The 26,516-nt window shown below is 64.9% G+C and carries 28 protein-coding genes; 6 read left to right on the top strand and 22 right to left on the bottom strand.

Annotated features, from left to right (window positions below; translation table 11 throughout):
• Positions 1-4 precede the first annotated feature (4 nt).
• From lptE to KTQ42_RS11470, 8 genes are all read right to left on the bottom strand, one after another.
• Entirely contained in the window at positions 5-556 is a 552-nt protein-coding gene (lptE, locus tag KTQ42_RS11505; RefSeq protein WP_217345624.1) for an LPS assembly lipoprotein LptE, read from the bottom strand.
• 21 nt (positions 557-577) lie between these two features.
• Positions 578-3,256, bottom strand: coding sequence for a leucine--tRNA ligase (gene leuS, locus KTQ42_RS11500; protein ID WP_217345623.1), 2,679 nt, complete (start codon positions 3,254-3,256; stop codon positions 578-580).
• 100 nt (positions 3,257-3,356) lie between these two features.
• Complete coding sequence (locus tag KTQ42_RS11495; RefSeq protein ID WP_217345622.1) at positions 3,357-3,686, bottom strand: barstar family protein; 330 nt, start codon at positions 3,684-3,686, stop codon at positions 3,357-3,359.
• Position 3,687: 1 nt separating this feature from the next.
• On the bottom strand, positions 3,688-4,131 hold the full coding sequence (locus KTQ42_RS11490; RefSeq protein ID WP_217345621.1) for a biopolymer transporter ExbD: 444 nt from the start codon (positions 4,129-4,131) through the stop codon (positions 3,688-3,690).
• A 15-nt stretch (positions 4,132-4,146) separates the two neighbouring features.
• On the bottom strand, positions 4,147-4,839 hold the full coding sequence (locus tag KTQ42_RS11485; RefSeq protein WP_217345620.1) for a MotA/TolQ/ExbB proton channel family protein: 693 nt from the start codon (positions 4,837-4,839) through the stop codon (positions 4,147-4,149).
• Positions 4,840-4,850: 11 nt separating this feature from the next.
• Entirely contained in the window at positions 4,851-5,585 is a 735-nt protein-coding gene (locus tag KTQ42_RS24250; protein ID WP_217345619.1) for an energy transducer TonB, read from the bottom strand.
• 26 nt (positions 5,586-5,611) lie between these two features.
• The gene (gene dapB / locus KTQ42_RS11475) at positions 5,612-6,418 is read right to left on the bottom strand and encodes a 4-hydroxy-tetrahydrodipicolinate reductase (RefSeq protein WP_217345618.1); all 807 of its coding nucleotides are present in this window, start codon (positions 6,416-6,418) and stop codon (positions 5,612-5,614) included.
• The gene (locus KTQ42_RS11470) at positions 6,415-6,993 is read right to left on the bottom strand and encodes an outer membrane protein assembly factor BamE (RefSeq protein ID WP_249222729.1); all 579 of its coding nucleotides are present in this window, start codon (positions 6,991-6,993) and stop codon (positions 6,415-6,417) included. The genes dapB and KTQ42_RS11470 overlap by 4 nt, the downstream gene beginning before the upstream one ends.
• Positions 6,994-7,071: 78 nt before the next feature.
• On the opposite strand from KTQ42_RS11470, the gene fur reads away from it, so the two are divergent.
• Positions 7,072-7,503, top strand: a complete 432-nt coding sequence (gene fur / locus KTQ42_RS11465; RefSeq protein WP_194713818.1) for a ferric iron uptake transcriptional regulator — start codon at positions 7,072-7,074, stop codon at positions 7,501-7,503.
• Between the two features lie 24 nt (positions 7,504-7,527).
• Here the strand turns inward: fur and can are convergent, their stop codons facing one another.
• The 9 genes from can to KTQ42_RS11420 all read right to left on the bottom strand — a co-directional run bounded on the left by can (position 7,528) and on the right by KTQ42_RS11420 (position 17,851).
• Complete coding sequence (gene can, locus KTQ42_RS11460; protein WP_217345617.1) at positions 7,528-8,193, bottom strand: carbonate dehydratase; 666 nt, start codon at positions 8,191-8,193, stop codon at positions 7,528-7,530.
• A gap of 14 nt (positions 8,194-8,207) precedes the next feature.
• Complete coding sequence (locus KTQ42_RS11455) at positions 8,208-9,353, bottom strand: FAD-dependent oxidoreductase (protein WP_217345616.1); 1,146 nt, start codon at positions 9,351-9,353, stop codon at positions 8,208-8,210.
• A 5-nt stretch (positions 9,354-9,358) separates the two neighbouring features.
• Entirely contained in the window at positions 9,359-10,006 is a 648-nt protein-coding gene (locus KTQ42_RS11450; protein ID WP_217345615.1) for a DUF3047 domain-containing protein, read from the bottom strand.
• Positions 10,007-10,083: 77 nt separating this feature from the next.
• Positions 10,084-11,223, bottom strand: coding sequence for a molecular chaperone DnaJ (gene dnaJ / locus KTQ42_RS11445; protein WP_217345614.1), 1,140 nt, complete (start codon positions 11,221-11,223; stop codon positions 10,084-10,086).
• 93 nt (positions 11,224-11,316) lie between these two features.
• Entirely contained in the window at positions 11,317-13,275 is a 1,959-nt protein-coding gene (gene dnaK / locus KTQ42_RS11440) for a molecular chaperone DnaK (protein WP_217345613.1), read from the bottom strand.
• A 98-nt stretch (positions 13,276-13,373) separates the two neighbouring features.
• The gene (grpE, locus tag KTQ42_RS11435; RefSeq protein ID WP_217345612.1) at positions 13,374-13,922 is read right to left on the bottom strand and encodes a nucleotide exchange factor GrpE; all 549 of its coding nucleotides are present in this window, start codon (positions 13,920-13,922) and stop codon (positions 13,374-13,376) included.
• Positions 13,923-14,077: 155 nt separating this feature from the next.
• Positions 14,078-15,184: a ferrochelatase gene (gene hemH / locus KTQ42_RS11430; protein ID WP_217345611.1), complete on the bottom strand. Its 1,107-nt coding sequence runs from the start codon at positions 15,182-15,184 to the stop codon at positions 14,078-14,080.
• Between the two features lie 41 nt (positions 15,185-15,225).
• Positions 15,226-16,878, bottom strand: a complete 1,653-nt coding sequence (recN, locus tag KTQ42_RS11425; protein ID WP_217345610.1) for a DNA repair protein RecN — start codon at positions 16,876-16,878, stop codon at positions 15,226-15,228.
• Between the two features lie 88 nt (positions 16,879-16,966).
• The gene (locus KTQ42_RS11420; RefSeq protein WP_249222728.1) at positions 16,967-17,851 is read right to left on the bottom strand and encodes an NAD kinase; all 885 of its coding nucleotides are present in this window, start codon (positions 17,849-17,851) and stop codon (positions 16,967-16,969) included.
• A gap of 106 nt (positions 17,852-17,957) precedes the next feature.
• On the opposite strand from KTQ42_RS11420, the gene KTQ42_RS11415 reads away from it, so the two are divergent.
• The 3 genes from KTQ42_RS11415 to KTQ42_RS11405 are packed head-to-tail and all read left to right on the top strand — an operon-like array spanning position 17,958 to position 20,182.
• Entirely contained in the window at positions 17,958-18,668 is a 711-nt protein-coding gene (locus KTQ42_RS11415) for an HAD family hydrolase (protein WP_217345608.1), read from the top strand.
• Positions 18,669-18,693: 25 nt separating this feature from the next.
• A complete protein-coding gene (hrcA, locus tag KTQ42_RS11410; RefSeq protein WP_217345607.1) occupies positions 18,694-19,719 on the top strand; it encodes a heat-inducible transcriptional repressor HrcA in 1,026 nt (341 codons plus the stop codon).
• A gap of 10 nt (positions 19,720-19,729) precedes the next feature.
• Positions 19,730-20,182, top strand: coding sequence for a metallophosphoesterase family protein (locus tag KTQ42_RS11405; RefSeq protein ID WP_217345606.1), 453 nt, complete (start codon positions 19,730-19,732; stop codon positions 20,180-20,182).
• Between the two features lie 53 nt (positions 20,183-20,235).
• On the opposite strand, the gene panB is transcribed toward KTQ42_RS11405, so the two are convergent.
• The 5 genes from panB to hda form a co-directional block, all read right to left on the bottom strand.
• Positions 20,236-21,066, bottom strand: a complete 831-nt coding sequence (panB, locus tag KTQ42_RS11400) for a 3-methyl-2-oxobutanoate hydroxymethyltransferase (protein ID WP_217345605.1) — start codon at positions 21,064-21,066, stop codon at positions 20,236-20,238.
• Positions 21,067-21,152: 86 nt separating this feature from the next.
• Positions 21,153-21,638: a 2-amino-4-hydroxy-6-hydroxymethyldihydropteridine diphosphokinase gene (folK, locus tag KTQ42_RS11395; RefSeq protein WP_217345604.1), complete on the bottom strand. Its 486-nt coding sequence runs from the start codon at positions 21,636-21,638 to the stop codon at positions 21,153-21,155.
• The gene (gene pcnB / locus KTQ42_RS11390; RefSeq protein ID WP_217345603.1) at positions 21,635-23,023 is read right to left on the bottom strand and encodes a polynucleotide adenylyltransferase PcnB; all 1,389 of its coding nucleotides are present in this window, start codon (positions 23,021-23,023) and stop codon (positions 21,635-21,637) included. The genes folK and pcnB overlap by 4 nt, the downstream gene beginning before the upstream one ends.
• A complete protein-coding gene (locus tag KTQ42_RS11385) occupies positions 23,016-23,690 on the bottom strand; it encodes an HAD family hydrolase (RefSeq protein WP_217345602.1) in 675 nt (224 codons plus the stop codon). The genes pcnB and KTQ42_RS11385 overlap by 8 nt, the downstream gene beginning before the upstream one ends.
• Entirely contained in the window at positions 23,687-24,367 is a 681-nt protein-coding gene (gene hda, locus KTQ42_RS11380) for a DnaA regulatory inactivator Hda (protein ID WP_217345601.1), read from the bottom strand. The genes KTQ42_RS11385 and hda overlap by 4 nt, the downstream gene beginning before the upstream one ends.
• A 276-nt stretch (positions 24,368-24,643) precedes the next feature.
• Between hda and purM the strand changes: the two genes are divergently transcribed.
• Both purM and KTQ42_RS11370 read left to right on the top strand, forming a co-directional pair.
• On the top strand, positions 24,644-25,687 hold the full coding sequence (gene purM, locus KTQ42_RS11375) for a phosphoribosylformylglycinamidine cyclo-ligase (protein ID WP_217345600.1): 1,044 nt from the start codon (positions 24,644-24,646) through the stop codon (positions 25,685-25,687).
• 557 nt (positions 25,688-26,244) lie between these two features.
• The gene (locus KTQ42_RS11370) at positions 26,245-26,505 is read left to right on the top strand and encodes a hypothetical protein (RefSeq protein ID WP_217345599.1); all 261 of its coding nucleotides are present in this window, start codon (positions 26,245-26,247) and stop codon (positions 26,503-26,505) included.
• The last annotated feature ends 11 nt before the right edge of the window (positions 26,506-26,516 follow it).

Below are 26,516 nucleotides of genomic sequence, written 5' to 3'. Positions count from 1 at the left end.
TGGCCTATCGTGATGCCGGCGCCGGCGTCGGCGCAGCTTCCGGCGTCGGCTCCGGCGGCTTGATGGCGGAAATGCGGCGCAGCACCTGCTGTACCAAGTCGGCCTGCATTTCCTGGTACATCTGAGCTTCCTCGACTTCCTTGGCCAGCGCCTGGGCTTCGTTATAGCTCTGCACGCGCCGGATCAGCACTTCGTTTGGCGCCAGCAGCTGCCGGCCCTGCCTGTCGACCACGCGGAAGTTGAGCCGGTAGAACAGGTTGTATTCCCGCACCCGGCCCTGGCTGTTCAGGGACAGGATCTGCTTCTCCCGGCCTTCGCGGATCACTTCCAGTATCGCGTCGGCTTCCTCGCGCGTTTTTGCTACCCTCACATTGCCCGTTGCATTGAGATAGCGGCGCAACTGCACGCCCACCGGCGAAGTCTCGGCAAAGCCCAGGAAAATCGTGGAAAAGGGCAGCGGATCCTGCGGCCCGGTACCGCGCAGCTTGAAGCCGCAGGCCGCCAGCAGCAGGCTTGCCAGCAGTGCAATGACGAGAGTGCCTGAGAATTTACGCATGGATGAAAAGCACTCTCGTGTTCAGGCGACGATGTTGACCAGCTTGCCCGGCACCACGATCACCTTCTTCGGCGCGCCGGTCAGAAATTTCTGCACGCTCTCGGTGGCCAGCGCGGCCGCCTCGATGCTGGCCTTGTCGGCCTCCTTGGGCACCCGCACGCTGCCGCGCAGCTTGCCGTTGACCTGGATCATCAGCTCGATGTCGGCCTGCTCCAGCGCAGCCGGGTCGACCTGTGGCCAGGGCGCATCGAGGATGTCGCCGAAGCCGGCCGCATAGCCCAGTTCCTGCCACAGCACATGGGTGATATGCGGCGCAACCGGGTAGAGCACGCGCAGGAAGATGGACAGGCATTCGAACATCACGGCGTTGCTGGCGCCGGAGTCGTCGAGGCGCGCGCCTTCCAGCGTATTGAGCAGCTTCATCGCCGCCGACACCACGGTGTTGTACTGGGTGCGACGGTAGTCGTGGTCGGCCTGCTGCAGGATCTTGTGGACTTCGCGGCGCAGCGACTTGTGGCTTTCCGGCAGCGCGGCCGGCTCGATTGCGGCGGTGGCCGACAGGCGCGGCGCCTGCGCATGGGCAAAGGCCCAGACCCGCTTCAGGAAGCGGTTCGCGCCTTCCACGCCGGCGCCCGACCACTCCAGCGTCTGCTCCGGCGGCGAGGCGAACATGGTGAACAGGCGCGCGGTGTCGGCGCCATACTGGTCGATCTGGGCCTGCGGATCGATGCCGTTGTTCTTGGACTTGGACATCTTCTCGATGCCGCCGATCTGCACCGGCTGGCCGTCGGACTTCAGCGCGGCCGATACCGGCCGGCCGCGGTCGTCGGTCGTCAGCGCCACATCCGCCGGGTTGAACCAGACCTTCTTGCCGGACGCGTCCTCGCGGTAATAGGTTTCGTTCAGCACCATGCCCTGCGTGAGCAGCTTGGTGAAGGGCTCGTCGAACTTCACCAGGCCGAAGTCGCGCATTACCTTGGTCCAGAAGCGGGCATACAGCAGGTGCAGCACCGCATGCTCGATGCCGCCGATGTACTGGTCCATCGGCATCCAGTAGTCGTTGCGCGCATCCACCATCGCGTTGTCGCTGCCCGGCGAGCAATAGCGCATGTAGTACCAGGAGGAGTCGACGAAGGTATCCATGGTGTCGGTCTCGCGCCGCGCCGGCTTGCCGCACTGCGGGCAGTCCACATGCAGGAAGGCTTCATGCTTGTTGAGCGGATTGCCGCTGCCGTCCGGCACGCAGTCTTCGGGCAGCACGACAGGCAGGTCCTTTTCGGGCACCGGCACATCGCCGCAGCTTTCGCAGTGGATAATGGGAATCGGCGTGCCCCAGTAGCGCTGGCGGGAGATGCCCCAGTCGCGCAGGCGGTAGGTCACCTTCTTCTCGCCCAGGCCGCGTTCGGCCAGGTCGGCGGCGATCGCGTCGACCGCTTCCTGGTAGGCCATGCCGTCATATTTGCCGGAATGGATGCAGCGGCCGTTTTCCTTGTCGGCATACCAGTCATGCCAGGTCTCGGTCGAGAAGGTCTTGCCTTCAATGCCGATCACCTGCTCGATCGGCAGCACGTATTTCTTGGCGAAGGCGAAATCGCGCTCGTCATGCGCAGGCACGCCCATCACGGCGCCGTCGCCATAGGTGACGAGCACGTAGTTGCCGACCCAGACCTCGACCAGCTTGCCGGTCAGGGGATGGGTGACGTACAGGCCGGTCGGCATGCCTTTCTTTTCCATCGTCGCCATGTCGGCTTCGATCACGCTGCCCTGCTTGCACTCGGCGATGAAATCGGCCAGTTCGCGGTTCCCGCGGGCGGCGAAGGTGGCCATCGGATGCTCGGGCGCGATCGCGCAGAAGGTCACGCCCTTGATGGTGTCGGCGCGGGTGGTGAATACCCACAGCTTGCCCTGCAGCGGGAAGCCGCCGCTGTCCTGCGGCAGGGGATGGGTGCTGCTGCCGGGTTCGGTCAGGTCATAGGGGAAGGCGAAGCGCACGCCGGTGGACTTGCCGATCCAGTTCGACTGCATGATGCGCACCCGCTCCGGCCAGCCCGGCAGGCCGGTCTCGACCTGCTCCAGCAGTTCCTCGGCATAGTCGGTAATGCGGGCGTAGTACATCGGGATTTCGCGCTTCTCGATCAGCGCGCCCGAACGCCAGCCGCGGCCGTCGATCACCTGCTCGTTGGCCAGCACGGTCTGGTCGACCGGGTCCCAGTTCACGGTGCCGGTCTTCTTGTAGATGATGCCTTTCTCCAGCATCTTCAGGAACATCCACTGGTTCCACTTGTAATAGTCGGGCTTGCAGGCCGTCATCTCGCGCGACCAGTCGATCGCCAGGCCCATCGCTTCCATCTGCTGCTTCATGTGGGCGATGTTGGAATAGGTCCATTGCGCAGGCGGCACCTTGTTGGCCATTGCCGCGTTTTCCGCCGGCATGCCGAATGCGTCCCAGCCCATGGGCATCAGGACGTTGTAGCCGTTCATGCGCAGATAGCGGTACATCACGTCATTGATGGTGTAGTTGCGCACATGGCCCATGTGCAGCTTGCCGGACGGGTAGGGCAGCATCGAGCAGGCGTAGAACTTCTTCTTTTCCTGGCCGTTGCGGTCGGTCGCGTTTTCAACGGCGCGGTAGGCATCGATGGCTTGCCAGTGGTCGCGTGCGGACTGTTCGACCTCGGCGTGACTGTATTTTTCTTGCATGGCGGCGGCGATTCGGTGGTGGGACTGGTTGAATTGAACCGAGCATTATACTGGCTGCCCACCGCAAGTGGCGGCGGCGCCGGTTGCACCCAGGGTGGATTCAGCGCAGCAGCAGCCGCAGTGCCGGCGGGGCGCCGGTCTCGGCATGGCGCAGGTTGACTTCCTCCACCACGTCCTCCAGCGCCGCCAGCACTTCGGGCGCCTGTTGCCTGACGAGTTCGGCATCGGTGACGGTGATGTCCAGCAGCTCGTTCGCTGCCAGCACGAAGCGGCTCATGCCGTCGTGATCGCGCACGCCGGAAAGGCAGTCGATCAGGGCGCTGATGTTGTTGCCGTAGAAGTAGGGCAGGCCGAATTCGCGCCGGCATTCGCGGTGCAGCGCCGGCATGCCGGTCAGCTTGCGGCCGTCCAGGCAGGCGCTGGCCGTCATGCTATTTCGCCGCCGGCGCAGCAGCGGCAGCGGCCGTGGGCGCGGTGACGAAGCCCAGCTTGCTCAGGCCATTGTTCTGCGCCGCCGCCATTACCTGGGCAATCACTTCATAGCGGGTCGACTTGTCGGCGCGCAGCTGCAGCTCCGGCTGCGGCTGCTTCTTCGCCGCTTGCGCCATGCGCGCCGGCAGGTCGGCCTGGGCGACCGGCCCATCGTTCCAGAACACCTCGCCGGCCGCATTGATCGACAGCGTCACGGTTTCCGGTTTTTCCGGCGCCGGCGCCGACTGCGCGCTTGGCAGGTCGAGCTTGACCGCGTGGGTGAAGAGCGGCGCGGTGATGATGAAGATCACCAGCAGCACCAGCATCACGTCCACCATCGGTGTGACGTTGATGTCCGCCATCGGCGCGCCCTGCCGGTTATTGTCGAATCCGCCAAATGCCATGATGCTTGCTCCCGTTTATTTGCCGACGCGGCTGCCGGTGGTCAGGTAGGCATGCAGATCGTGCGCGAAGGCATCGAGTTCCGCCAGCGTGACCCGGTTGACGCGGGTGAAGGCGTTGTAGGCCAGCACCGCGGGAATGGCCACTACCAGGCCCAGCGCGGTCATGATCAGCGCCTCGCCGACCGGCCCGGCCACCTTGTCGATCTGCACCGTGCCCGAGGCCGAGACCGCGATCAGCGCATGATAGATGCCCCATACCGTGCCGAACAGGCCGACGAAGGGCGCGGTTGATCCAACCGATGCCAGGAGGGTCAGGCCGTTTTCCAGCCGGGAGGAAACCCGGTTGATTTCCTGGCGCAGCGTGCGGGTGATCAGCTCGCCCGGATCTACCGCTGCGTTCAGCGAGTTGTCCTGGGCGCGCAGATTGGCCGCTTCCATGCTCTGCGCTGCCAGCGGCGTATAGACCCGCTCGCTGTCGGCGGTTTTCATCACGGCGATGGCGTCGGCCAGCGTCGGCGCCTTCCAGAAGCCTTCCAGCGCGCCGGCGCTGCGCCGTATGCGCCATGAACTCCAGGCCTTGGCCAGGATGTAGTACCAGCTGACGACGGACATGGCCAGCAGCACATAGGCGACCGCGTGCGATACCGCGTCGCCTTGCGCCCAGTAGTGGGCCAGTCCCATGCTTTGATTTGCGATTGTCGGGTTCATCTGCGCTTGTTCTAGTTGGAAAGTTTAAAAACGATGGGCACCAGGTACCACTCGGCCACCGGCTTGCCGTTGCTGGTGGCGGGATTGAAGCGCCAGGTCTGGACCGCGCTGCGCGCCGCCTCGTCCAGCATCGGAAAACCGCTGGAAGTGCGTACCTGTACCTCGCCGGCGGTGCCATCGGCCTGCACCAGCACCCTCAGCATCACCCGTCCCTCCTCGCCATTGCGCAGCGAGCGCGCCGGCTGCACCGGCGGCCGGTTGGTGGCGGCGTAGCTGGCGGGGATGGAGACGCCGGTGCGCGCGGGCTCGGGTGGCGGGGCAGGGGGAGCGGGAGGCGCCGGTGGGGCAGTCGGCGCCAGCGCCGGGGCTGCCGCTTCCGCGACGGGCGGCGCTGCCGGCGCGGGTTCAGGCCTGGCTGGCGCTGCACGACGCGGCGCCGGCACGGGACGCGGCGCAGGCCTGGCCGCCGGCAGAGGCCGGGGCGAAGCCGGTTTCGGCGGCGCAGACGGCTGGGCAGGCGGCGGCGGTGGCGGTGGCGGTGGCGGCTCGGGCTGGGGTTGCGGCGCCGGCATGGCAACGGGCGCTGGCACCGGCGGCGTCGGCAACAGCGCCACCGTGATCGGCTTGGGTTCCGGCGATGGATGCATGTGGGTTGTCACGCCCGAGAGTGCGGCAAGAAGCGCGCCGGCATGCATCGCCACCGAAATGGCAATCGCTGCCAGCGAACGGCGGGCCGGCGCGCTCACTGCGTCCTCACACGGCGGGCTGGGTGTCAGCGCAGGCCAAGCACGTTCTGCATGTCGTACAGTCCGCTGTCGCGGCCGGCCAGGAAGCGCGCGGCGCGCAGGCTGCCGTGGGCATAGGTGACCCGGCTCGACGACTTGTGGCTGATCTCGATGCGCTCGCCGATGCCGGCGAACAGCACGGTATGGTCGCCGACGATGTCGCCGCCGCGTATCGTGGCAAAGCCGATCGAGGACGGGTCGCGCTCGCCGGTCACGCCTTCGCGCGCGAAGACGCCGACTTCCTTCAGGTCGCGGCCCAGCGCGCGCGCCACCACTTCGCCCATCTGCAGCGCGGTGCCGGACGGCGCGTCGACCTTGTGGCGGTGATGCGCCTCGATGATCTCGATGTCGTAGCCTTCGGCGAAACTCTTTGCCGCAAGCTCCAGCAGCTTCATCGTCACGTTCACGCCCACGCTCATGTTGGGTGCGAACACGACGGCGGTCCTTTCGGCGGCGGCGGCGATCGCGGCCTTGCCGGCGTCATCGAAGCCGGTGGTGCCGATGATCATCCTGATGCCATGCGCGGCGCAGTATTCCAGGTGCTTCAGCGTGCCTTCCGGCCGGGTGAAGTCGATCAGGTAGTCGGCATCGGCCAGCCCCTGCTCCAGCTTGTCGGTGATCAGGACGCCGGAATCCTGGCCGAGAAAGCCCGATGCATCGGCGCCCAGGCCAGGGGCGCCGGCAACGTCGAGCGCGCCGGCGAGTGCCGCGTCAGATGCATTGCGAATGGCTTCGATCAGCATGCGGCCCATGCGGCCGGAGGCGCCGGCAACGGCGATTTTCATTTGAGTCATGGTTTGGTGGACGGAGTTTGCGGGTCGGCGGCGGAAGAGGGCACCGGCTGCGGGCCCGGGGTCATGGTGTTGGCCTTGCGCTGCTTTTCGCCGGCGATGCGCGACAGGTAGTCAGCCTCGGTCGGCAGGTCGCCGCCTTCGATGCGCGCCAGGCGGTTGTCGACGAAGGTCAGGGTCACGCGGCTGGTGGTGACTTCGCCGTTGCCCTTCTTCATGCGGAATGGATAGTCCCAGCGGTTGTTGTGGAATACATCAGTCAGGAGCGGCGTGCCGAGCACGAAGCGCACCTGGTCCTGCGTCATGCCTTCCTTCAGTTGCGCGACCATTTCGCGGGAAACGAAGTTACCCTGCTGAATGTCGGCCCGGTACGGACGCAGGAAGCCGAGAAACGGCTTTTCGCGCGTGACCTGGACGTCGCTGCCGTTCTGCTCGCTGGCCTGCTGCGCCTGCGCTGCCGGCTCGCTGCCGCGCCCGCTCGCAGGCTCGTCAATCAGCGGATTCTTCGACGCGCAACCGGCTATGGCGGCGGCAAACAGCACGCACAGCGCACCGGAATGGGAAAACAGCATACGCATAAGGGGAGATCTCAGTCGATTGAGCTAGGTGGTCAAACGCTATATGATAAAGCAGATCATCTCCATCCGACGAAATCCATGCCTAACAACCCCACCGATCTGAAGGCCAGCGGCCTCAAGGCCACGCTGCCGCGGCTCAAGATCCTCGAAATCTTTCAGGGCAGCACCGTGCGCCACCTGAGCGCCGAAGATGTCTACAAGATACTGCTGGCCGATAACATGGATGTTGGCCTCGCCACCGTCTATCGCGTGCTGACCCAGTTCGAACAGGCCGGCCTGCTGAGCCGGAATCACTTCGAGTCGGGCAAGGCCGTGTTCGAGCTGAACGAAGGCTCGCATCACGACCATCTGGTGTGCCTGGACTGCAGCCGGGTGGAAGAGTTTTTCGATGAGGAAATCGAGCGCCGCCAGCAGGTCATTGCGCAGCAGCGCGGCTTTGCCATCGCCGAGCATGCGCTGGCGCTGTATGCCCATTGCACCAAGCAGGACTGCCCGCATCGCGGCCGCTAGGCCGCTTTCCCGGACGGTTAACGCCTATTCGTAGGCCTGGAACGCCTCTGCGAGGATTCCAGCCATTTCCTCCGGCGCGCTGATGGAAACGCCCAGGTCGCGCAGCAGGCCGTCCTGGATGCCATAGATCAGGCTGTGTACGGTCAGTTCCTGGCCGCGCTCCCAGGCATCCTGCACGATGGTGGTCTGGCACAGATTGGTCACCTGTTCCATCACGTTGAGCTCGCACAGGCGGTCCAGCCGCTGCTTGTCGGGCAGCACCTCGCCCAGGTAGCGCTCATGCTTCATGTGCACGTCCTGCACGTGGCGCAGCCAGTTGTCCGCCAGCCCGACCCGCCGCCCCACCAGCGCCGCATGCACGCCGGAACAGCCGTAGTGGCCGCAGACGATCACATGCTTGACCTTCAGCACGTCGACGGCGAACTGCAATACCGACAGGCAGTTCAGGTCGGTATGCACGACCACGTTGGCAATATTCCTGTGGACGAACAGCTCGCCCGGCAACAGGCCCAGAAGTTCGTTGGCCGGCACCCGGCTGTCGGAGCAGCCTATCCACAGGTATTCGGGCGACTGCTGGGCCGCCAGCTTCTTGAAGAAATCCGCGTCCTCGGCGGAAATGGCCGCCGCCCACTGGCGGTTGTTTTCAAAGAGTTGCTGATAAGTGATATCGCGTGCCTGCTTGCGTTGCATGTTGTCTGTTCCTGTTAACTATTGATCTGATTAGGTGCATCCCAATCCGAAAAACGGTGCATGAATTTGCGGTCGATCGCATCTTTCCAGCGCCATACCCAATCGCCTTCCCAGCTCAGGCCCTGCCACACCCCCACCGCGTGGCGCGGACCAGTGCCGAGCAGGGACAGGTGGCCGCGCTGCGCCAGGTAGGCCGCCAGCGGCTCGCCGGCAACGGTGCGCAGCAGGTTGTCGGCCAGCACCGGCCCTTGCCGCACTGCATAGACGCCAGCCTTGGCGCGTGGTTGCAGCGGATCGCTGGCGATGTCGCCGGCGGCAAATACATGGTCATGGCTGACCGAGCGCAGATGGCTGTCGATATGGACGAAGCCATCCAGGCAGGCCAGGCCGGATTGCGCCACCCAGGGCTGCGGGCCGGCGCCTGTGGCCCACAGCAGCGCATCGTACGCTGCCGTGCTGCCATCGGCAAAGTGCAGCATGTCCGGTTCCACCTGCAAGACGTCGGTATGGGTAAGCACCGCAATGCCTTGCCGCGCCAGGTGCCGCGCCATGCGCCGTGCCGCGCCGCGCGGATAGCCGGCGAGCAGTTCGCCGCGCGTGACCAGCGACCATTTCACGCGGTCGCGCCGGGCCGCCATCCGGTGCGCCATCGCCAGCACCAGTTCGACGCCGCCGGCGCCGCCGCCCACCACCACCATGTGGACCGGCCGCGCCAGGCCGTCAGCCTGGGCCTGGAAGGCGCGCCATTGCTGCAGGAAGACGTCGACCGGCTTGACCGGCAGCGCATGGTCCTGCGCGCCGGGCACCTGGTCCAGCGGCGGCGTCGAGCCGATGTCGAGGGAAGCAAGGTCAAAATCCCATTGCCGGCCCTGGTCGTCCAGCGCCACGCGCGCCGTCGGGTCGAAGGAGACGATGCGGGCCTGCGCCAGTTCCACCTGCGCCGCCGCGGCCAGCGGCGCCAGGTGCACATGCGCTTCATTGTGCCGGTAATGGCCGGCGATCAGGCCCGGCAGCATGCCGGAATAGGGCGTCTGCAGGTCGCGGCTGACCATGGCAACCTGCAGCCGGTCGCGCCATTCGGGCAGGCGCTTGCGCAGCGCTTCCAGCACGAACAGGTGGGCATGGCCGCCGCCAATCAGGAGCAGACGCTGTCTGGTCACGGCGGCTACTCGCTGGAAAAGCTGATGTCGCCATACCAGGCGCGGCCCTGGCGGGGGCCGTTGTCGCCATCGGTCATGACGGCTACCGCGTCGATCTCGGTGAAGTCCTCGCCAAAGGCGGCGCGCAGGTCGTCGCGCACATTGCGCTGATGGCTGACCCAGCTGCCGGCCCTGGCCTCTCCGCTATCGACCGCCTGCATCATCGCCTGGCTGGTGTAGGGATTCGGCCAGCGCGCGCCGACCGGCTTGCCCGATGCCCACACATAGTTCAGCGCGCGGCTGCGCAGTCCGAGCGGGCCGCGCTCCACCACCACATAGATGCGCACCGGGAAGTCGTCACCTGCCCTGGCATCTTCATCGTTGCCACGATACGGCGCCTCGATCTTCCAGCGCCAGCGCAGCACCGGCGTCCTGGCCAGGTCGATCCGGATCTTGCGAAAGCGCCCCGAGGCCATGCCGTCGGTGCTTGCCTGCAGCACGGTCACGCCGCCATCGCGCACCAGTTCGTAGCGGGTCTCGCCCTTGAAGGACTTGACTTCCCAACCGTCCAGGTCGCCGCTGGAAAAGCTGCCGACCCGCAGGGTTTCCGCCATAGAGGGGCCGGCACAGAACAGCAGGGCGGCGAGTAGGGAAAGGGGAAGGGCGGGTCGCATGCGGGCTTTCGGAAACGGTGCGGACAAGAAAAAGCCGCTGGGCATTGCTGCCAGCGGCCGTTGCGGGGTAATGCTGCTTACTCGAAGAACTCCTTGACCTTGTCTTTCCAGGATTTGCTTTGCGGGCTGTGCTTGGCGCCGCCCTCGGTCATCGAGCGCTCGAACTCGCGCAGCATCTCCTTCTGGCGATCGGTCAGGCGCACCGGGGTTTCCACCACGACGTGGCAGAACAGGTCGCCGGACAGGCCGGAGCGCACGCCCTTGACGCCCTTGCCGCGCAGCCGGAACACCTTGCCGCTCTGGGTGCCTTCGGGCACCGTGAACGATACCTTGCCGCCCAGCGTCGGCACTTCGATGTCGCCGCCCAGCGCCGCGGTGGCGTAGGAAATCGGCATCTCGCAGTGCAGGTCGTCGCCTTCGCGCTGGAACACCGGATGCGGCTTGATGTGGATTTCCACATACAGGTCGCCCGGAGGGCCGCCGTTCATGCCCGGTTCGCCATTGCCGGAAGAGCGGATGCGCATGCCGTCGTCGATGCCGGCCGGGATCTTCACTTCCAGCGTCTTGTTGCGCTTGATGCGGCCTGCGCCGGCGCAGGTGGGGCAGGGTTCCGGAATGATCTTGCCGGTGCCGTGGCACTTCGGGCAGGTCTGCTGGATGCTGAAGAAGCCCTGCTGCATGCGCACCTGGCCATGGCCGGCGCAGGTCGGGCAGGTGGTGGGCGACGTGCCCGGCTTGGCGCCGCTGCCGTGGCAGGTGTCGCAGCTGTCCCAGGACGGCACGCGGATCGTGGTGTCGAAGCCGTTGGCCGCCTGCTCCAGCGTGATTTCCAGGTTGTAGCGCAGGTCGGCGCCGCGGTAGACCTGGGGGCCGCCGCCACGGCCCCCGCGGCCGCCGGCGGCGTTGCCGAAGATGTCGCCGAAGATGTCGCCGAAGGCATCGGCGAAGCCGCCCGCGTTGCCGCCGAAGCCGCCGCCGCCCATGTTGGGGTCGACGCCGGCATGGCCGTAGCGGTCATAGGCATCCCGCTTCTGCGGGTCCGACAGCATCTCGTAGGCTTCCTTGGCCTCCTTGAATTTCTCTTCCGCGCCCTTGCTGTCCGGATTGCGGTCCGGATGGTATTTCATTGCGAGCTTGCGATACGCCTTCTTGATGTCATCATCGGAAGCGTTTTTCGCCACGCCCAGTATTTCGTAAAAATCGCGCTTTGCCGCCATGTTATAGGCACCTCTCTGGTAAGCAAAAAGCCGAGCCGCAGTCGCGCGACCACTGGCTCGGCAAACTTTGCGGCCGAGGCCGCAAAATTGTTATTACTTGTCTTTGACTTCCTTGAAGTCGGCGTCCACAACGTCGTCTTCCTTGGCGCGCGACTCGGCGCCCGCATGACCGGTGCCGGCGCCGGCACCCGCGCCAGCCTCGGCGCCGCCGGCCGCAGCCTGCTGTGCCTGCATGTCGGCATACATCTTCTCGCCCAGCTTCTGCGCAGCGGTGGTCAGCGCGGTCATCTTGGCGTCGATGTCGGCCTTGTCGCTGCCCTTCAGGGACGTCTCGAGGTCGCGGATCGCGGCTTCGATCTTTTCCTTCTCGCCGGCATCGAGCTTGTCGCCGTATTCCGTCAGCGACTTGCGGGTCGAATGCACCAGCGCGTCGCCCTGGTTGTGGGCTGCGGCCAATTCCTTCAGGCGCTTGTCTTCTTCGGCGTTGGCTTCGGCATCGCGCACCATCTTCTGGATTTCCTCCTCGGTCAGACCCGAGTTGGCCTTGATGGTGATCTTGTTTTCCTTGCCGCTGGCCTTGTCCTTGGCGCCGACGTGCAGAATGCCGTTGGCGTCGATGTCGAAGGTGACTTCAATCTGCGGCGTGCCGCGCGATGCCGGCGGAATGCCTTCCAGGTTGAATTCGCCCAGCGCCTTGTTGCCCACTGCCATTTCCCGCTCGCCCTGGTAGACCTTGATGGTCACGGCAGGCTGGTTGTCTTCCGCGGTGGAGAACACCTGGCTGAACTTGGTCGGGATCGTGGTGTTCTTCTGGATCATCTTGGTCATCACGCCGCCCAGGGTCTCGATGCCCAGCGACAGCGGGGTCACGTCCAGCAGCAGCAGGTCCTTGCGGTCGCCCGACAGCACCGAACCCTGGATGGCCGCGCCGACTGCCACCGCCTCGTCCGGGTTGACGTCCTTGCGCGGCTCCTTGCCGAAGAATTCCTTGACCTTTTCCTGCACCTTGGGCATGCGGGTCATGCCGCCAACCAGGATCACGTCATTGATGTCGCTGATCTTCACGCCGGCATCCTTGATGGCGATGCGGCATGGCTCGATGGTCCGGGCGATCAGTTCCTCGACCAGCGATTCCAGCTTGGCGCGGGTGATCTTCAGGTTCAGGTGGACCGGCGCGCCATTGGCCATGGCGATGTACGGCTCGTTGATCTCGGTCTGCTGCGACGACGACAGCTCGATCTTGGCGCGCTCGGCCGATGCCTTGATACGCTGCAGCGCGATGGCGTCCTTGGACAGGTCCAGGCCGTTGATCTTGCGGAATTCGTCGATGATGTAGTCGATGATGCGCTGGTCGAAGTCCTCGCCGCCGAGGAAGGTATCGCCATTGGTGGACAGCACTTCGAACTGCATTTCGCCTTCGACGTCGGCGATCTCGATGATGGAGATGTCGAAGGTGCCGCCACCCAGGTCATAGACCGCGATCTTGCGGTCGCCCTTGCCGGACTTGTCCAGGCCAAAGGCCAGCGCCGCCGCGGTCGGCTCGTTGATGATGCGCTTGACATCCAGGCCTGCGATGCGGCCGGCGTCCTTGGTCGCCTGGCGCTGCGAGTCGTTGAAGTAGGCCGGCACGGTGATCACGGCTTCGGTGACTTCCTCGCCCAGGTAGTCCTCGGCGGTTTTCTTCATCTTGCGCAGCACTTCGGCCGACACCTGCTGTGCCGCCAGCTTCTTGTCGCGCACCTGCACCCAGGCGTCGCCATTGTCGGCCTTGACGATCTGGTACGGCATCAGGCTGATGTCCTTCTGCACTTCCTTCTCGTCGAAGCGGCGGCCGATCAGGCGCTTGACTGCGTAGAGGGTGTTCTTCGGGTTGGTGACCGCCTGGCGCTTGGCCGGCGCGCCAACCAGGATTTCGCCGTCTTCCTGATAGGCGACGATGGAAGGCGTGGTCCGCGCGCCTTCGGAGTTTTCGATGACCTTAGGCTGACCGCCTTCCATGACGGCGACGCAGGAGTTGGTCGTGCCCAGGTCAATGCCAATGATTTTGCCCATGATTGTTATCCCTTAAATATACGGTGAGACAGAATTTCGCTTGCTGCCTATATGTGGAGAAAGGTTGACCTTTCAAGAACCCTGATGCGTCGAATCGCTTATTTTTGTTGCGAGACGGTAACCAGGGCGGGGCGCAGCAGGCGGTCGGCGATGGTGTAGCCCTTCTGCAGCACGCTGACGATGGTGTTGGCTTCCTGGTCCGACGGCACCATCGAGATGGCCTGGTGCTTCATCGGGTCGAGCTTCTCGCCGGCTTGCGGATTGACTTCCAGCAGGCGGTTCTTCTCGAAGGCGGAGACCAGCTGCTTTAAGGTCATGTCGACGCCTTCCTTCAGGGATTCGACCGACGGCGTTTCCACCTTCAGCGCCATTTCCAGGCTGTCCTTCACCGGCACCATCGCCTCGGCAAAGCTTTCGATCGCGAATTTATGGGCCTTGGCGATATCTTCCTGCGCCCGGCGCCGCATGTTTTCCGCCTCGGCCTTGGCGCGCAGGAAGGAATCCTGCAGTTCGGCCAGGCGCGCTTCGGCCTCGGCCAGCTTCTGCTCGGCGGTGGGTGCGGCCGGCTGGGCCGTTTCGGGCGCGGCTTCAGCAGCCGGCGCGCCCTGCGTCGCTTCCTGGGAATTCTTGTTTTCTTCGTCGTGCATCGTGAGACTCCAGCAATATCAAGGACTTATGCGAACTGGCGCCGAGAAGCCGGCGCCAGTTCGCATTGCTATTGAATTAACCACTCGCCGCAAATGGGGATAGCGGCAGGCATTTCAAGGGCGGGTTTCGGGCGGGGCGGAAAATCCGGCCCGTGTCAGTCAGCGGCTCCCAGGGCCAGCGCCCGTTCGCGGCCGGTGGCCGCGTCCTGCCGGCGCGCCGCCTGCAGCGCGCCGTCGCGCGCCGTGGGCCAGCCCTGCATGTGGCGCTCGGCAAGGGTGGCCATCGCGGCGACCCAGGCCGGCGCCTCGTTCAGGCAGGGGATGTAGTGGTAGGCGGTGCCGCCGGCGGTGAGGAAGTCGGTGCGCACTTCCATGTCGATTTCCTCCAGCGTTTCCAGGCAGTCGCTGGTGAAGCCGGGGCAGAGCACATCGACCCGCTTGACGCCTTCCTTGGCCAGCTTCTGCATGGTCGGCGCGGTATAGGGCTGCAGCCATTCGGCCTTGCCGAAGCGGGACTGGAAGGTGACCAGGTACTGGTCCTGCGTCAGGCCCAGCGCGGCGGCCAGGAGCCGCGCGGTCTTGTGGCATTCGCAGTGATACGGGTCGCCCAGCATCAGGGTGCGCTTGGGCACGCCGTGGAAGCTCATCACCAGCTTGTCCGGCCGGCCATGGCTTTCCCAGTGCTTTTGCACCGACTGCCGCAGCGCCTCGATGTAGCCGGGGTCGTCATGGTAATTGCGCACCAGGCGCAGTTCGGGGATGTTGCGCGCCTTTTTGTAATGGTCGAACACGGCGTCGTAGATCGAGGCCGTGGTGGTGCCGGAATACTGCGGATAGGCCGGCAGCACCAGCAGCCGCTGATACCCATCGGCCTTGAGTTTTTCCAGCACCGAGGGCAGTGACGGATTCCCGTAGCGCATCGCGGCGACCACCTCGACATCATGGCCGCGCTCGCCGAGCGCGCCGCGCAGCAGCATGGCCTGCTTGACCGTATGCGTGAGCAGCGGCGAGCCTTCCTTGGTCCAGATCGCCGCGTACTTGTGCGCGGACTGCTTGGAACGGAAGGGCAGGATGATGCCGTTGAGGATGAACCACCAGACCGCCTTCGGGATTTCCACCACCCGCGGGTCGGACAGGAATTCCTTCAGGTAGGGTCGTACCGCGGCGGCGGTCGGCGCGTCCGGCGTGCCGAGGTTGACCAGTACGATGGCGCTGCGGCTGAGGCTGCCGTGGTGATGGGGTGGTTCCGGCTGGAAGCGCATGTGCGGGTAACTCTTTCTTTGTTTTTCAGGGAAACCGGAGTTTACAGCGCCAGCAGTTCGCGTGCATGCTTCCTGGTGGTGGCGGTGATCTCGATGCCGCCCAGCATGCGCGCCACTTCCTCCACGCGCGCCTTGGCGTCCAGCGGTTCGATGCGCGAGACGGTCTTGCCGTCCGGCGCGCCGGCCTTGCTGACCTGGAAATGCTGGTTGGCCTGGCTGGCCACCTGCGGCAGGTGGGTCACGCACAATACCTGATGGTCCTGCCCCAGGCGCTTGAGCAGGCGTCCGACCACCTCGGCCACGCCGCCGCCGATGCCGGTGTCGACCTCGTCGAAGATCAGCGTCGGGGTTGCGGTGGCGCTGGATGTGATGACGGCAATGGCCAGCGAGATACGCGCCAGTTCGCCACCGGACGCCACCTTGGCCAGCGGACGCGGCACGGTGCCGGCATGTCCCGCCACCAGGAATTCCACCTGTTCCAGGCCGTAGGCGGCCGGCTCGCAGGCATTCAGGCCAACCGCGAAGCGCCCGCCGGCCATGCTCAGTTCCTGCATGGCGGAAGTGACGGCCTGGCCCAGCTGCCCGGCCGCGGCGGCGCGGGCGCGAGACAGCTTTTGCGCCAGCGCCATGTAGGCAGCCTTCAGCTTTTCTTCCTGGGCGCGCAGCGCGTCCACGTCGGACGCATCGGCCAGCTGCTTCAGCTGGGCCGACAGGGTTTCCAGCTCGCGCGGCAGCTCGTCCGGGGCGACATGGAATTTGCGGGCCGTGGAATGGATCGCTTCCAGCCTGTCTTCCACCACCCGCAGCCGGGCCGGATCGAGCTCGACCCGGCTCAGGTAGTCGTTCAGTGCATAGACCGCTTCCTGCAGCTGGATCTGCGCCGGCTCCAGCGCTTCCATCACCGGTTTCAGGCCGTCGTCGATATCGACCAGCTTGCCGATCCTGGTGTTGAGCGACGACAGCAGCGACAGGATGGGATTCTCGTCGGATTCGGAAATCGCCGTCAGCGCTTCCTGCGCGCCCTCGATCAGGCTGGCCGCATGCGACAGCCGGCTGTGCTCGTTGCTGATCTCGTCCCATTCGCCCGGCTTGACGGCCAGCTTTTCCAGCTCGGCCACCTGCCATTCCAGGCGCTCGCGCTCCAGCAGCACGTTGCGGGCATTGGTTTCGAATTCCTCGCGCTGGCGCGCCATCGTGCGCCAGGCGCGATAGGCCACGCCCACCGCCTTGGCGTCCTCGGCCAGGCCGCCCTGGCTGTCGAGCAGCGCGCGCTGGGCGTCGGCCTTCAGCAGCGACTGGTGGGCATGCTGGCCGTGGATGTCGACCAGCAGTTCGCCCAGGTCGCGCAACTGGGTTGCGGTGGCGGCCACGCCATTGATATAGGCCTTGGAGCGGCCGGCATTGTCGATCACGCGGCGCAGCAGCACGCAGCCGTCTTCCGGCTCGAATTCATTGACCGCCAGCCAGGCATCGGCTTCGCTGCCGGTGGCGAACTGGGCGCTGATGTCGGCCTTGCTGGCGCCTTCGCGCACCACGCTGGCGTCGCCGCGGCCGCCCAGGGCCAGCGCCAGGGCATCGATCAGGATGGATTTGCCGGCGCCGGTTTCGCCGGTGAAGACAGTGAAGCCGGAGCCCAGCTCAAGTTCGATCGCATCAACAATGACAAAGTCGTGTATGGAGAGTGTGCGCAGCATCTGGAGAGGGAAAGTTCGGATGTTGCCCGAAGGCAGGCGAATTTTTTGGATTTGCGGAATTCCGCGCCGCGGCGTCGCGGCGGGGAAATTATTTTAACTGACCTTCGACGGAAGGATATTCATTCCAGTGCAACTTCTCGCGCAGCGTGTCGTAGTAGCTCCAGCCGCGCGGATGCAGGAAGGTGGCCGAATGCGCCGAGCGCCGGATCAGGATGCAGTCATGGTAGGCCAGGCTGGCCAGCGACTGCATGTCGAAATTGATGCTGCAGTCGCGCCCGGCGATGACCTCGATCCGGATCTCGCACGAGTCGGGCAGCACGATCGGCCGGTTCGACAGCGCATGCGGCGCGATCGGCACCAGCACGATGCCGCCCAGCGTGGGATGCAGGAGCGGTCCGCCGGCCGACAGCGCATAGGCGGTCGAGCCGGTGGGCGTGGAGGCGATCAGGCCGTCCGAGCGCTGGTTGTACATGAAGTGGCCGTCCACCGTCACCCGCAGCTCGACCATGCCGGAGCCGGCGCCGCGCGCCACTACCACGTCATTGAAGGCCAGGCCGCGGAAAATGATCTGGCCGTCGCGCAGCACCGCGCCTTCCAGCAGGCTGCGCTGTTCCGATTCCATTTCGCCTGCCAGCATGTCCGACAGAATCGGCAGCATGCCTTCGGCCGGAATGTCGGTCATGAAGCCCAGCCGGCCCTGGTTGATGCCGATCAGCGGCACATTGTAGGGTGCCAGCTGGCGGGCGATGCCCAGCATGGTGCCGTCGCCGCCGACCACGATGGCGGCGTCGGCCTGTTCGCCGATCTGCTGGGCGGTCAGGCCCGTGCCCTGATGGTTGATGTTCTGCGCCGTCTCGGCCTCGAACAGCACCTCGATGCCGGCATCCTGCAGGAAGGCGGCGAGCTGCGTCAGCGACTCGGCGATACCCGTGGCGCCCGGCTTGCCGATAATCGCAATTTTCTGAAAAGTCATCTGTGTGGGAGGCATGAACGACGGCATGCGGCAGATTAGACCATAATTCCCGTGCAAACCAGTTTATGCGCCGACAAACTGTTAAAACTCTGGAAACTTAGCACTCATGCCTGCCATCAAAGCCGTACTGTTCGACCTTGACGATACCCTGTGGCCCATCGTGCCCGTGATCATGCGCGCCGAGCGCCTGCTGTTCGACTGGATCAGGGAACATGCGCCCGCCGTCGCGGCTGGCTACAGCATCGAGGAAATGCGGGCGAGAAGGGTGGCGCTGATGAAAGCCGAGCCGCGCTACCTCATCAACCTGTCGGCGCTGCGCCATGCGGTGCTGACCGAGGTGTTCGTGGCCTGCGGGGAAAGTGCGGAGGCGGTGGACACGGCAATGGATATCTTCAACGCCGCCCGCAACCAGGTCGAGCCGTATCCGGATGTGCACCCGGTGCTGGCTTCGCTGCGGCAGAAGGTCGCCCTGGGCTCGGTGTCCAACGGCGTGGCCGACCTGGGCGCGATAGGCATGGATCATTATTTCAACGTGTCCATCGCCGCCCACCAGTTCGGCAGCGCCAAGCCGGACCCGGCGATTTTCCGCCATGCCTGCGAGGCGCTGCAGGTCGAGCCGGCCGAGGCGGTCTATGTCGGCGACGATCCGCTGCTCGACGTGGAAGGCGCGCAAAAGGCTGGCCTGCGCGGCGTCTGGCTGCGGCGGCAGGACCTGCCGCTGCGTACCATGCCGGACCATGTAGCGCCGGACGCAGTCTGCGCCTCGCTGCACGACCTGGAAGCCTGGCTGCAAGCACATATAAATCATGGCGCCTGATGCGCCACGACATTAGACTACGGACATGCAACTCGATCATCGCGCACAAACCCTGCTAAAAGCCCTGGTGGAACGGTATATCGCCGACGGCCAGCCGGTCGGTTCCCGCGCACTGTCCAAGATATCCGGACTCGACCTGTCGCCCGCCACCATCCGCAACATCATGGCCGACCTGGAGGACATGGGGCTGGTCGCCAGCCCGCATACCTCGGCCGGCCGCATTCCGACGCCACGCGGCTACCGGATGTTCGTCGACACCCTGCTGACGGTGCAGCCGCTGGACGAGAAGGCGGTGGAATTCCGGCTGCAGCCGAAAAACCAGATCGGCTCGCCGCAGCGCATCATTTCCAGCGCCGCCCAGGTGCTGTCCTCGCTGTCGCAGTTCGCCGGCGTGGTGCTGACGCCGCGCCGGGAGTCGGTCTTTCAGCAGGTGGAATTCCTGCGGCTGTCGGAAAAGCGCATCCTGCTGGTGATCGTCGCGCCCAATGGCGAAGTGCAGAACCGGCTGCTGCTGACGGATGTCGACTACACCCGCTCGCAACTGGTGGAGGCGGCCAACTACATCAACCTGCACTATGGCGGCCTGAGTTTCGACGATGTGCGCAACCGGCTGCAGGCCGAGCTGCGCCAGCTGCGCGACGACATGACGCGGCTGATGCAGGCGGCGGTGGAGGCCGGCAGCGACGCGATGACGGAAAACAATGACGAGGTCGTCATTTCCGGCGAGCGCAACCTGCTGTCGGTGAGCGACTTGTCTTCCAACATGACCTCGCTGCGCAAGCTGTTCGACATGTTCGAGCAGAAGACCAGCCTGATGCAGCTGCTGGATGTGTCGAGCAAGGCCACCGGCGTGCAGATCTTCATCGGCGGCGACTCGCAGCTGATGCCGGTCGATGAAATGAGCGTGGTGACCGCGCCCTATGGCGTCAATGGCAAGGTGGTCGGCACGCTGGGCGTGATCGGCCCGACGCGCATGGCCTATGAACGGGTGATTCCGATCGTCGACATCACCGCCAAGCTGCTGTCGAACGCGCTGAGCCACGGCAGCTGACCGGGCGACGATGCGCATCGGCCTCATTTCCGACACCCACGGCCTGCTGCGGCCGGAAGCGCTGGCCGCGCTGGCCGGCGTGGACCGCATCATCCATGCCGGCGACATCGGCAATGCACAGATCCTGGAAGCACTGGCGTCGATCGCGCCGGTCGATGCGGTGCGCGGCAATAACGACCGGGGGCCGTGGGCGCAGGCGGTGCCGCACAGCCTGACGCTGACCTTCGACGGCGTGGCGATTCACCTGCTGCATGACCTGAAGGAATTGAAGGGCGCGCTGCCGCCGGTGCAGGTCGTCATTGCCGGCCATTCCCACAAGCCCATGGTGCGCGAGGAAGAGGGCGTGCTGCTGGTCAATCCCGGCAGTGCCGGCCCGCGCCGCTTCAAGCTGCCGGTGACGGTTGGCTTTCTGTCGATCGACGCCGGCCTGGCCACCGCGTCGATCACCCAACTGCCGGTCTGACGCCGCGCGCCTGGCTGCCATGCGTCGGCAGCGCAGCGCGGCGGGGCGGCAGGTTAGAAGCAGTGTTCCGGCGCCGGGAAGCTGCCGTCCTTCACCGCCGCCACATAGGCCTTGACCGCCGCGTCGATGCTGGTCTGGCCGTCCATGAAATTCTTCACGAAGCGCGCCTTGTGGCCGGGGAACACGCCCAGCATGTCATGCATCACCAGCACCTGGCCCGAGCAGTCGGGGCCGGCGCCGATGCCGATGGTGGGAATTGCCAGCGCCTCGGTCACCTCGCGGCCGAGCGCCGCGGGAATCGCTTCCAGCACCAGCACCGACGCACCGGCCGCCTGCAGCGCCAGCGCGTCGTCCTTCATCTGCTCGGCGCCGGCCACCGACTTGCCCTGCACCTTGAAGCCGCCCAGGATATGCACCGACTGCGGCGTCAGGCCGACATGGGCGCAGACCGGTATTGCGCGCTCGGTCAGGAAGCGCACGGTTGACGCCAGCCAGGCGCCGCCTTCGAGCTTGACCATGTGGGCGCCGGCGCGCATCAGTTCGGCGGCATTATTGAAGGCTGCCTCCGGCGTGGCATAGGTGCCGAACGGCATGTCGGCCACCAGCAGCGCGGTGCGGTTGCCACGGGCCACGCTGGCGGTGTGATAAGCCATGTCGGCCAGCGTGACCGGCAGGGTGGACTGATGTCCCTGCGACACCATGCCCAGCGAGTCGCCCACCAGCAGCATCTCGACGCCGCAGCGGTCCATCAGCGCGGCGAAGCTGGCGTCGTAGCAGGTGAGCATGGTGATCTTCTCGCCCGCCGCGCGCATTGCCATCAGCGCCGGCGCGGTGACTGCCTTGCTGCGTCCCGCAGCCTGGTTTTCCTGCAGATAGCCTGCCATTTCATGTCCTCCGGTTGCAGTGTCTGGGTTCGGCGCGCATGGCGCCTGTTCTTGTTCTACGGACGGGCGTTCAGCTCTTCAGTCTTTCATTCCCTGATGACGGAAATCGCCTGACCGGCCACATCGGGCACGAAGCCATGCGCCGGCCCCATGCCGGGAATCTCGATCAGGGGCGCGATCTGCAGCAGCGGGATCAGCACGAAGGCGCGCTGCGTCATGCGCGGATGGGGCACCGTCAGCGTCGCCGTGGCGATCCGTTCGCTGCCATACAGCAGCAGGTCCAGGTCCAGCGTGCGCGGTGCATTGTAGCCCGGCCGGGTGCGGCCATGCGCCTGCTCGATCTCCAGCAGCCGCTCCAGCAGTTGCTGCGGCGGCAGGCGGGTTTCGATCCGTGCCACGGCATTGACGTAATCATCGCCGCCGGCATCGACCGGCGCGGTCTTGAACAGGCTGGACTGGGCCAGCAGCCTGGTCTCGGGCAGCGTGCCCAGGGCCTGCAGCGCCGCCTGCACGGCGCCGCGTGCATCGCCCAGGTTGGCTCCCAGGCCGATGTAGGCGGCCACCGGCTTCATTCGCCGTGCTCTCCCGCCATGGCCGGATTGTCGCCAGCCACGCCGGTGCCCGACTCCTTCTTCGGACGGCGGCGCCGGACGCGCTTCTTTGGCGCGGCGGCTTCGCCGTCAACCCTGGGTTTCCTGGCCAGCAGTTCCTCGCGGCCGGGGCCATCGGCTTCCATGAAGGCGGTCCACCATTCGCCGGCCTCGGCGTCGAGTTCGCCGGATTCGCAGCGCAGCAGCAGGAAGTCGTAGCCGGCGCGCAGGCGCGGGTGCTCCAGCAGCTTGTAGGGCGACTTGCCGCTGCGGCGCTCGAAGCGCGGCTGCATTGCCCAGATGTCGCGCATGTCGGTGGCGATGCGGCGCTGCAGCGCCAGTTTCTCGGTCTGGCCGTTGAGCACGTCGTCGGCCGCCTGGTGCAGGGCCGGGATCGGAAATTCGCCGGCGGCCTGGTAGGCGCGCCATTTCTCCAGCACCTGGTGCCACAGCAGCGAGGCGAACAGGAAGCCCGGCGACACCGGCTTGCCCTGACGGATGCGCAGGTCGGTATTGTCCAATGCCAGGCGCACGAAGCGCTCGCCCAGCGGCTGCTCCATCACCACGTCCAGCAGAGGCAGCAGGCCATGGTGCAGGCCTTCGCTGCGCAGCCGCTCCAGGCAAGCCATCGCCTGGCCGCTCATCAGGAGCTTGAGCATTTCATCGAATACCCGCGCCGCCGGCACGTTGTTGATCAGCGGCGCCATCACCGGAATCGGCGCCTGCGCCGACGGATCGATCTCGAAGCCGAGCTTGGCGGCGAAGCGCACCACCCGCAGCATGCGCACCGGGTCTTCCCGGTAACGCTCCTCGGGCACGCCGATCATGCGCAGCGTGCGGTTGCGGATGTCGGCCATGCCGCCGTGGTAGTCCAGCACTTCCTGGGTGGCGGGATCGTAGTACATCGCGTTGATGGTGAAGTCGCGCCGCAGGGCATCCTCATGCTGCTCGCCGAAGGTGTTGTCGCGCAGCACGCGGCCGTGCTCGTCCTTGGGCGCGGCTTCCTTGGCCGCGCCGCGGAAGGTGGTGACTTCCAGCAGGTCCTGGCCGAACATCACATGCACGATCTGGAAGCGCCGGCCGATGATGAAGGCGCGCCGGAACAGCGCCTTGACCTGCTCGGGCGTGGCATTGGTGGCGATGTCGAAGTCCTTGGGCTTGACGCCCAGCAGCAGGTCGCGCACCGCGCCGCCGACCAGGAAGGCCTTGAAGCCGGCCTGCTGCAGCGTCTGCGTCACCCGGATCGCATTGTTCGATACCAGTTCGGGATTGATGCCATGTTCCTGCGGTCCGAGGACCACGGGCTGGGTCGGGTCGGCTGCCTGTTGCGGCTTGCCGAGGATGCGCCGTATGAGCTTTTTAATCATTGAACAGATTCAGGATGGGCCAGCCGCGCGCTTTCGCATGCGCGCCCAGCAGGGCATTGGGATTGGTCGCAACCGGGTGGGTGACGGCTTCCAGTAGCGGTATGTCGTTCTGTGAATCGCTGTAAAACGTGCTGCGGGCAAAGCCTTCCAGCGACTGGCCGCGCGCTTCCAGCCAGTTGCGGATGTTGACTACCTTGCCGGCGCCGTAGGGCGGGGTGCCGATGAAGGCGCCGGTGATGTCGCCCTTTTCATCGACTTCCGGCTCGGCGGCGATCAGGTGCTCGACGCCGAATTCCTGTGCGATCGGCGCGGTCACGAAGCGGTTGGTGGCGGTGATGATGGCCACCAGGTCGCCCGCGTCCAGGTGCTTCTGCACCAGCGCCAGCGCGCCGGGCTTGAGGGCCGGGCGGATCACCTCGTCCATGAACTGCCGGTGCCAGGCGTCGAGCTGGCTGCGGGGAAAGCGCGCCAGGGTGCCGAAGGCGAATTCGAGATAGGCCACCGGGTCCAGCGTGCCGGCCTGGTACTGGGCATAGAACTCGCCGTTGCGGCGCGCGAATTCCACCGGGTCCACCGCGCCGATGCGCGACATGAACTGGCCCCATTCATAGTCGGAATCGAGCGGCAGCAGCGTGTGGTCAAGGTCAAACAGGGTCAGGTTGTTCATGGCTTCGTTTCATCTTCCAGTTGCAGCAGGTCGCGCAGCAGGGGCAGGGTAATGGGCCGCTGGGTTTCCAGCGAATAGCGGTCAAGCGCGTCGAGCATGGCGGACAGGGAACGCATGTCGCGCTCGAAATGGGTGATCAGGTAAGGCAAAACGCCAGGCGAGACCGCCAGCCCGCGGGTGGCCGCGGCCTGGCTCAGCGCGGCGATCTTCTCCTCGTCGCTCAGTTCATGCACCTGGTAGATCAGGCCCCAGCCCATGCGGGTGCGCAGGTCTTCCCGCACCGGCAGCACCGCCGGCGGCACGGCGCCGCCGGCAATCATCAGCGCGCCGTGCTCGCGCACTTCATTGAACAGGTTGAAGGCCGCGATCTGCGCCTGTGGCGACAATTGTTCGCAGTCGTCCAGCAGGTAGGTGCGGATGGCCGGGTCGTAGCGACAGGCGTCTGCCGCGCTGGCGGCGTCGATGTAGCGGGCGTTCGGCGTCACCGCCAGCGCGCGCAGCAGATGGGTCTTGCCGGCGCCGGCGCGGCCCCAGAGATAAACGAAGCGCTCGCGGCTGTCCTCCGGATGCGCGGCCAGCCGGCACAGCAGCTGATAAAGCTCGGCATTTTTCCCGGCCTCGAAATTGGCCAGTGTTTGCGGCTTTTCCGCGATCAAATCCAGCAGCAGCTGTCTCATGCGTGAAGTGGTGGGGCTGTTCGGTGGCGCTGCGCGCGCCCAAAGTCATGTGAAATCAGCAATGTTGTCAGAGAGCAGCCTGCATCATCGCCGAGCACGACCTTGCAGGCAAGTCCCAGGCAAGGCTGCCCGATGCGCCGCCGGCATCGTTTCGTGATCAAAGAAAATGGCATGAATTCGGCGGCTGGATTATTCGATTTGATAAAATACGCGTTTTTCCGGAAGCAAGTTCCGGCCTGAACCGTCTATTTTACCGCCTCTGCCGCCAATCACATCATGAGTTCCCAATCCAACGTTTCCCTTTCCTACCGCGACGCCGGTGTTGATATCGATGCGGGCGATGCCCTGGTGGAAGCGATCAAGCCCTTCGCCAAGCGCACCATGCGGGAAGGCGTGCTGGGCGGCATCGGCGGTTTTGGCGCGCTGTTCGAGATCAGCAAGAAATTCAAGGAGCCGGTGCTGGTGTCCGGCACCGACGGTGTCGGCACCAAGCTGAAGCTGGCCTTCCACCTGAACCGGCATGACACGGTCGGCATCGACCTGGTAGCGATGAGCGTCAACGACATCCTGGTGCAGGGCGCCGAGCCGCTGTTCTTCCTCGACTACTTCGCCTGCGGCAAGCTCGACGTGCCGACCGCCACCGACGTGGTCAAGGGCATTGCCCGCGGCTGCGAACTGGCCGGCTGCGCACTGATCGGCGGCGAAACCGCCGAGATGCCCAGCATGTACCCGGACGGCGAATACGACCTGGCCGGCTTCGCCGTCGGCGCGGTGGAAAAGTCGGCCATCATCGACGGCACGAAAATCGCGCCGGGCGACGTGGTGCTGGGTCTGGCTTCGTCCGGCGCCCATTCCAACGGCTATTCGCTGGTGCGCAAGATCATCTCGGTGGCCCAGCCCGACCTGAACGCCGACTTCCACGGCCGCCCGCTGGCCGACGCGCTGCTGGAGCCGACTCGCATCTATGTCAAGCCGCTGCTGGCGCTGATGCAGAGCATGGAAGTGCGCGGCATGGTGCACATCACCGGCGGCGGCCTGGTGGAAAACATCCCGCGCGTGCTGCAACCCAACCTCACCGCCGTGCTGCAGCGTGACAGCTGGACCATGCCGCCGCTGTTCTCCTGGCTGCAGCAGCATGGCGGCGTGGCCGACGCCGAAATGCACCGGGTGTTCAACTGCGGCATCGGCATGGCGGTTATCGTGTCGGCGGCCAATGCCGACGCGGCCATGGCACAGCTGAAGGCGGCTGGCGAGACGGTGTTCCGGATTGGCGAGATCCGCCAGCGTCAGGGCGAGGAAGCGCAGACTATCGTGCTGTAAGCAGCATCTACTTCGTCCGTTCCAGTCAGTGGTGCTGACCGTGGCGGACATTGACGCCGCTCGTAATTTCTGGCGGCCTGTATTAGGCGATGCAAGTGATCGTCTTCAGCCACGATTGCAAGTGATTTTGATTGGCATTCATAAAATTAATCTGCATAAGTAAAGCCGCGAATTCGAGTACACGGCGCGCAGGCCGATACCTATTTCGGGGCGTCTTTTGCTCGATCGTATGTGTCGCTGCCCAAAGCCTGAGCGGTTTCGCCCCGCGAGGTATAGCTCAGCGCAGAGCCGGTGCAACGTCCCGGTCCTACATGCTCAGCTTGTTTCTTCTATTCAGACAAAGGCGCAATTGAGTCGCGGACGGGATTGAGGTGGCTTGGTGCCCGGCTTGCGTGCATTGATGAAAACACCGCGATCGTATTACCCGATCCACTTCCTCTCCCCCGCTTCGTTTGTGACTTTTTCAGATTGTCGTTGAACTTTCTCCCCCGCCTATCCTACTTAAAGGTTCGGGCTTTGCATTGTGCAAGCCTGTACACCCATTTTTAGGAGGGGAAATGTCAGATACGAGCGAAAATAATGAGACGAACCTGCTCTCTTCTATACCAGATGGTGAACTGGATGACATTGCCGGTGGATATGATCCATTTTTTGCTGACTTCTACGCACAGATTCTAGTTAGCAGTGGAATAATCGTACCTGATAAGGATAAAACTGTAGAGGACGTGACCAGAGATTTAACGGCAGCTTTAAAAAATTGCTCAATTGATGGGAAAAAGCTCGTTGAGTTAGTTCTTTTAAATAATCCACCACCTTGATTAAGATACAT

The sequence above is a fragment of the Noviherbaspirillum sp. L7-7A genome (genome assembly GCF_019052805.1).
Taxonomy (GTDB): Bacteria; Pseudomonadota; Gammaproteobacteria; order Burkholderiales; family Burkholderiaceae_D; genus Noviherbaspirillum_A.
Note: the sequence above shows the minus strand (reverse complement) of the source record. Positions and strands in the feature narration are given on the sequence as shown.

Coding starts and splice junctions, on each gene's coding strand:
- panB (WP_217345605.1), bottom strand. CDS start 21,066: ATGGCAGGCTATCTGCAGGAAAACCAGGCTGCGGGACGCAGCAAGGCA.
- dnaK (WP_217345613.1), bottom strand. CDS start 13,275: ATGGGCAAAATCATTGGCATTGACCTGGGCACGACCAACTCCTGCGTC.
- folK (WP_217345604.1), bottom strand. CDS start 21,638: ATGAAGCCGGTGGCCGCCTACATCGGCCTGGGAGCCAACCTGGGCGAT.
- KTQ42_RS11370 (WP_217345599.1), top strand. CDS start 26,245: ATGTCAGATACGAGCGAAAATAATGAGACGAACCTGCTCTCTTCTATA.
- hrcA (WP_217345607.1), top strand. CDS start 18,694: ATGCAACTCGATCATCGCGCACAAACCCTGCTAAAAGCCCTGGTGGAA.
- recN (WP_217345610.1), bottom strand. CDS start 16,878: ATGCTGCGCACACTCTCCATACACGACTTTGTCATTGTTGATGCGATC.
- dapB (WP_217345618.1), bottom strand. CDS start 6,418: ATGACTCAAATGAAAATCGCCGTTGCCGGCGCCTCCGGCCGCATGGGC.
- KTQ42_RS11415 (WP_217345608.1), top strand. CDS start 17,958: ATGCCTGCCATCAAAGCCGTACTGTTCGACCTTGACGATACCCTGTGG.
- KTQ42_RS11470 (WP_249222729.1), bottom strand. CDS start 6,993: ATGCGTATGCTGTTTTCCCATTCCGGTGCGCTGTGCGTGCTGTTTGCC.
- KTQ42_RS11490 (WP_217345621.1), bottom strand. CDS start 4,131: ATGGCATTTGGCGGATTCGACAATAACCGGCAGGGCGCGCCGATGGCG.
- pcnB (WP_217345603.1), bottom strand. CDS start 23,023: ATGATTAAAAAGCTCATACGGCGCATCCTCGGCAAGCCGCAACAGGCA.
- leuS (WP_217345623.1), bottom strand. CDS start 3,256: ATGCAAGAAAAATACAGTCACGCCGAGGTCGAACAGTCCGCACGCGAC.
- KTQ42_RS11450 (WP_217345615.1), bottom strand. CDS start 10,006: ATGCGACCCGCCCTTCCCCTTTCCCTACTCGCCGCCCTGCTGTTCTGT.
- purM (WP_217345600.1), top strand. CDS start 24,644: ATGAGTTCCCAATCCAACGTTTCCCTTTCCTACCGCGACGCCGGTGTT.
- hemH (WP_217345611.1), bottom strand. CDS start 15,184: ATGCGCTTCCAGCCGGAACCACCCCATCACCACGGCAGCCTCAGCCGC.
- grpE (WP_217345612.1), bottom strand. CDS start 13,922: ATGCACGACGAAGAAAACAAGAATTCCCAGGAAGCGACGCAGGGCGCG.
- KTQ42_RS11385 (WP_217345602.1), bottom strand. CDS start 23,690: ATGAACAACCTGACCCTGTTTGACCTTGACCACACGCTGCTGCCGCTC.
- KTQ42_RS11495 (WP_217345622.1), bottom strand. CDS start 3,686: ATGACGGCCAGCGCCTGCCTGGACGGCCGCAAGCTGACCGGCATGCCG.
- dnaJ (WP_217345614.1), bottom strand. CDS start 11,223: ATGGCGGCAAAGCGCGATTTTTACGAAATACTGGGCGTGGCGAAAAAC.
- KTQ42_RS11405 (WP_217345606.1), top strand. CDS start 19,730: ATGCGCATCGGCCTCATTTCCGACACCCACGGCCTGCTGCGGCCGGAA.
- fur (WP_194713818.1), top strand. CDS start 7,072: ATGCCTAACAACCCCACCGATCTGAAGGCCAGCGGCCTCAAGGCCACG.
- lptE (WP_217345624.1), bottom strand. CDS start 556: ATGCGTAAATTCTCAGGCACTCTCGTCATTGCACTGCTGGCAAGCCTG.
- hda (WP_217345601.1), bottom strand. CDS start 24,367: ATGAGACAGCTGCTGCTGGATTTGATCGCGGAAAAGCCGCAAACACTG.
- KTQ42_RS11420 (WP_249222728.1), bottom strand. CDS start 17,851: ATGACTTTTCAGAAAATTGCGATTATCGGCAAGCCGGGCGCCACGGGT.
- can (WP_217345617.1), bottom strand. CDS start 8,193: ATGCAACGCAAGCAGGCACGCGATATCACTTATCAGCAACTCTTTGAA.
- KTQ42_RS11485 (WP_217345620.1), bottom strand. CDS start 4,839: ATGAACCCGACAATCGCAAATCAAAGCATGGGACTGGCCCACTACTGG.